Genomic DNA, 4,134 nt, shown 5'->3' with positions numbered 1-4,134 from the left:
GGCGGCGCACGCCAGGGCGGCCCGCAGGGCCGGTCCGACTCGGGCAACCCGCGGCAGCGCCGCGGCACCGAGGAGGCGGCCACCGAGAACACAACCGTTGCCTCGGCCGACAAGCCGCGCCGGAAGCGTTCACGCACCCGTCGCCGCAACGGCGAGGTCGTCAACGGGACCGCCCAGCAGGTCACCGACGGCGCCAGCGGGGAATAGTGGCCGGTATCCGGTGGACGCCCGACGGCAGCTCGCTGGTAGTCCGGGCGGACAACGCCGACTTCCTGCCCACGCTGCCCGACGGCGCTTTCACCATGATCTACCTGGACCCGCCGTTCAACACCGGCCGGGCCCAGGTCCGGCAGCAGACCTCCATGGTGCGCAGCGCCGATGGCGAAGGCGACCGCATCGGGTTCAAGGGCAAGTCGTACCAGACGGTCAAGGGCACGCTCGCCAGCTATGACGACGCGTTCGACGACTACTGGTCCTTCCTGGAGCCCCGCCTCTCCGAGGCGTGGCGGCTGCTGGCCGACGACGGCACGCTGTACCTGCACCTGGATTACCGCGAAGTGCACTATGCCAAGGTGCTGCTGGATATGCTCTTCGGCCGCGAGAGCTTCCTGAACGAGATCATCTGGGCCTACGATTACGGCGCCCGTGCGCGCAACCGCTGGCCCGCCAAGCACGACAACATCCTGGTCTACGTGAAAAACCCGAAGGCGTACCACTTCGACAACGCGGAAGTGGACCGCGAGCCGTACATGGCTCCGGGCCTGGTGACCGCGGAGAAGGCCGCCCGCGGCAAGCTCCCGACCGATGTCTGGTGGCACACCATCGTCTCCCCCACCGGCCGGGAGAAGACCGGCTACCCCACCCAGAAGCCCGAAGGGCTGCTGCGCCGGATGGTTGCCGCGAGCAGCCGGCCCGGCGACTGGGTGCTCGACTTCTTTGCCGGATCCGGGACCCTCGGCGCCGTGGCCGCCGGCATGGACCGGCGGTTCGTCTGCGTGGACCAGAACCCGCAGGCCATCAACGTCATGCGCAAACGGCTGGGCCGCCACGCGGCAGTGGTTGAGGCCGCCGGAGCAGAGGCCGCCGTGGGCGCCGAGGCGACGGTCGGCGCCGGTGAAAGCTAACCGGCGGCAAAGAACGGCGGGGCGCGGACCGGTTCCTGGAACCGGCCCGCGCCCCGCCGTCGTTGTGGTGTCCCGGGGCGGCGGCTAGATGATGCCGCGGCCCTCCCGGCGCGCCTGAGCCCACTCCTTGAAGAAGCCGCGGGCAAAGACGCACAGGGTCGCGGCCACAATGACCGGCCAGACGAGGACGTAAAGCGTCACCGGGCGATGCGGCCGGGAAGGTGCGCCGCAGCGCCCGTCCCGGCGGCGAGGATGCGGTCCAGCATGGCCGGGTCGGTGGTGTTTTCGCCCAGCCGGTTCGGCTTGCCCGCGCCGTGGTAATCGCTGGAACCGGTGACTATCAGATCGTGCTTGGCGGCAAGCCGGCGCAGCTGTTCCCTGCCCTCTTCCGGGTTGTCCCGGTGATCGATCTCCACCCCGGCCAGCCCCGCGTCGAGCATCTCGCGGACGACGGCATCGCCGACCACCCGGCCCCTGCTGCTGGCCACAGGATGGGCAAAGACCGGCACTCCCCCCGCCTCGCGCACCAGGGCGACGGCGGTGGCCGGGTCGGGCGCGTAGTGCGACACGTAGTAGCGCGAGTGGGCAGTCAGGATCCGGGCGAAGGCCTCGCTGCGGTCAGACACGATCCCCGCCGCCACCAATGCGTCGGCGATGTGCGGCCGGCCGATGGTCGCCCCGTGCCCGGCCCGGGCCGTGACCTCTGCCCACGAGATGGGGAAGTCCTCGGCGAGCAGTTCCACCATCCGTTCGGCCCGGGTCCTCCGCGCGTCGCGGGCCTTGTTGATTTCGGCCAGCAGGCCGGGGTGTGCTGGATCGTGGAGATAGGAGAGCACATGCACGCTGATGCCCTCCACGGTCCGGCACGTGACCTCCATGCCGGGCACAAACCCCAGGCCTGCCTCGACGGCGGCGGTTCGTGCCGCTTCCCAGCCGGCAGTGGAGTCGTGGTCGGTCAGCGCCACGACGTCAAGACCGGCGGCTGCGGCGGCACGCACCACCTCGGCGGGCGGTTCGGTGCCGTCGGAAACCGTGGAATGCGCGTGCAGGTCGATCATCACAGAACTAATTTACGCCAGGAGCCCCTGCCGGGCGCCGATGTTGGCAGCGCCTTGGGCCGGTGAGACGATGGACCGGTGAGTACTTACCAGAATGAGGACGCCTCACAGCAGCCTGCCGGGGAGCAGCCGCTGGAAGACCGCGTCAACAACCGTTCCCAGCGCCCGGAATCGGATGCCTTCAAGGAGTTCATGGGCAGCCATTGGGCTCCGGCCGGCTCGTCCGCACCGGAGCAGGAAGCCGTCGCACCCTACGCCGCGCGCCGCCGTCGGGCTCTCTCGGAGCACTTCCACGGCGAACGCCTGGTCATTCCGGCCGGCCCGCTGAAGGTCCGCTCCAATGACACCGACTACCGCTTTCGCCCGCATTCGGGCTTCGCCCACCTCACGGGCCTGGGCCTGGACCATGAGCCGGACGCCGTGCTGGTCATGGAACCCACCGAAGCGGGATCTGGAGACGACGGCGGCCACCACCGGGCCACGCTGTACTTCCGCCCCATGTCCGGCCGGGAATCCGCCGAGTTCTACGCCAACGCGCGGTACGGCGAGTTCTGGATCGGTCCCCGGCCCACGCTGGAGGAGCTGAGCCGCCGGTTGGGCCTGCCCACCGCCGACCTGGGCGAACTCGAGGTCGCCATCACCAAGGATGCCGGCGTCGTCCACGTGGGCGGCATGCGCATCCGGCTGCTGCGTGAGGTCGACCTGAACGTGGACGCCCTCGTGGACACCTCCCGGATCAACACCGGCGTGGACCTGGAGGAATCAGACCGGCTCGACGGCAAGCTCTCCGAAGCGCTGTCCGAACTGCGCCTGCTCAAGGACGAGTGGGAAGTCCAGGAGATGAAGAAGGCCGTGGAGGCCACGGTGAACGGCTTCCACGAGGTGGTCAAGGTGCTGCCTCGCGCGCTGACGCACGAGCGGGGCGAACGCGTGGTGGAGGGCGCGTTTTTTGCCCGGGCACGCGAAGAAGGCAACGACCTGGGCTACGACACCATCGCCGCCAGCGGCAACAACGCAACCATCCTGCACTGGATCCGCAACAACGGGCAGGTGAAGGCCGGAGACCTGCTGCTGCTGGACGCAGGCGTGGAAGCCGACTCCCTGTACACCGCGGACGTGACCCGCACGCTGCCGGTCAACGGCACGTTCACCGAGGTCCAGCGCAGGATCTACCAGGCGGTACTCGATGCCGCCGACGCCGGTTTTGCCGCCGCGCAGCCGGGCGTGAAGTTCCGTGACGTTCACACCGCCGCCGTGACCGTGCTCGCCGAGCGGCTGGACGAGTGGGGCCTGTTGCCGGTTCCCCTGGCCGAGGCGCTCTCCCCCGAGGGCCAGCACCACCGGCGCTGGATGCCGCACGGCACCAGCCATCACCTTGGCCTGGACGTCCATGACTGTGCGCAGGCGAAGCGCGAGCTGTACCTGGACGGCGTGCTCACCCCGGGCATGGTGTTCACGATCGAGCCCGGACTCTATTTCAAGGACGAAGACCTGGCCGTTCCGGCCGAATACCGCGGCATCGGGGTGCGGATCGAGGACGACATCCTGATGACCGCCGACGGCCCGGTGAACCTGTCGGCGGCCCTGCCGCGCAAGCCCGAGGACGTGGAGTCCTGGATGGCCGGCATCTACGGCACGTCAGGGGAATAGGCCCCCGGCGGCCGCGGCCGGAGCAACGCCACGCGGGAAGGGATCCGCCGTCTGCGACGGCGGATCCCTTCCCGTTTATGGTGCGTTCATGGCGCGGGGCCTCGCACGGGGCGCCCGTTCGTCGTGCGGGCGGTTCATCCTGCGGGGCGCCGGTGGCGGGCGGCTAGGTGCCGGGCCGATCGTTGTCGTTGAAGGAGTCCGGGTTCCCCTCGCCGGCCCGAGGGCCGGCGCCCGGCTGGCTCCCGCCGGCCGGCGTGCCGCCGTCGGGCTCGGAGACGTCGGTCTGCGGGCCGGCGTCGTTC

The 4,134-nt window shown here is 70.0% G+C and carries 4 protein-coding genes and 1 pseudogene; 3 read left to right on the top strand and 2 right to left on the bottom strand.

All coding sequences use genetic code 11. From position 1 onward, the window contains the following. Both AC5RUH_RS16435 and AC5RUH_RS16430 read left to right on the top strand, forming a co-directional pair. Positions 1-207 (top strand): annotated as a pseudogene (locus AC5RUH_RS16435) (DEAD/DEAH box helicase); the annotation flags it as partial. Next, the gene (locus AC5RUH_RS16430; protein WP_494129123.1) at positions 207-1,124 is read left to right on the top strand and encodes a DNA-methyltransferase; all 918 of its coding nucleotides are present in this window, start codon (positions 207-209) and stop codon (positions 1,122-1,124) included. The pseudogene AC5RUH_RS16435 and the gene AC5RUH_RS16430, both read left to right, overlap by 1 nt. Before the next feature lie 84 nt (positions 1,125-1,208). Here AC5RUH_RS16430 and AC5RUH_RS16425 read toward each other — a convergent pair whose 3' ends face one another. Next, positions 1,209-1,325, bottom strand: coding sequence for a putative transporter small subunit (locus tag AC5RUH_RS16425; RefSeq protein ID WP_494129122.1), 117 nt, complete (start codon positions 1,323-1,325; stop codon positions 1,209-1,211). Continuing rightward, positions 1,322-2,185, bottom strand: a complete 864-nt coding sequence (locus tag AC5RUH_RS16420) for a PHP domain-containing protein (protein ID WP_494000281.1) — start codon at positions 2,183-2,185, stop codon at positions 1,322-1,324. The genes AC5RUH_RS16425 and AC5RUH_RS16420 overlap by 4 nt, the downstream gene beginning before the upstream one ends. Before the next feature lie 75 nt (positions 2,186-2,260). On the opposite strand from AC5RUH_RS16420, the gene AC5RUH_RS16415 reads away from it, so the two are divergent. After that, complete coding sequence (locus AC5RUH_RS16415; protein WP_494129121.1) at positions 2,261-3,832, top strand: aminopeptidase P family protein; 1,572 nt, start codon at positions 2,261-2,263, stop codon at positions 3,830-3,832. Positions 3,833-4,134 lie beyond the last annotated feature (302 nt).

Source organism: Arthrobacter sp. Y3223166, assembly GCF_059090935.1.
This window is presented reverse-complemented; position numbering and strand designations above follow the sequence as displayed.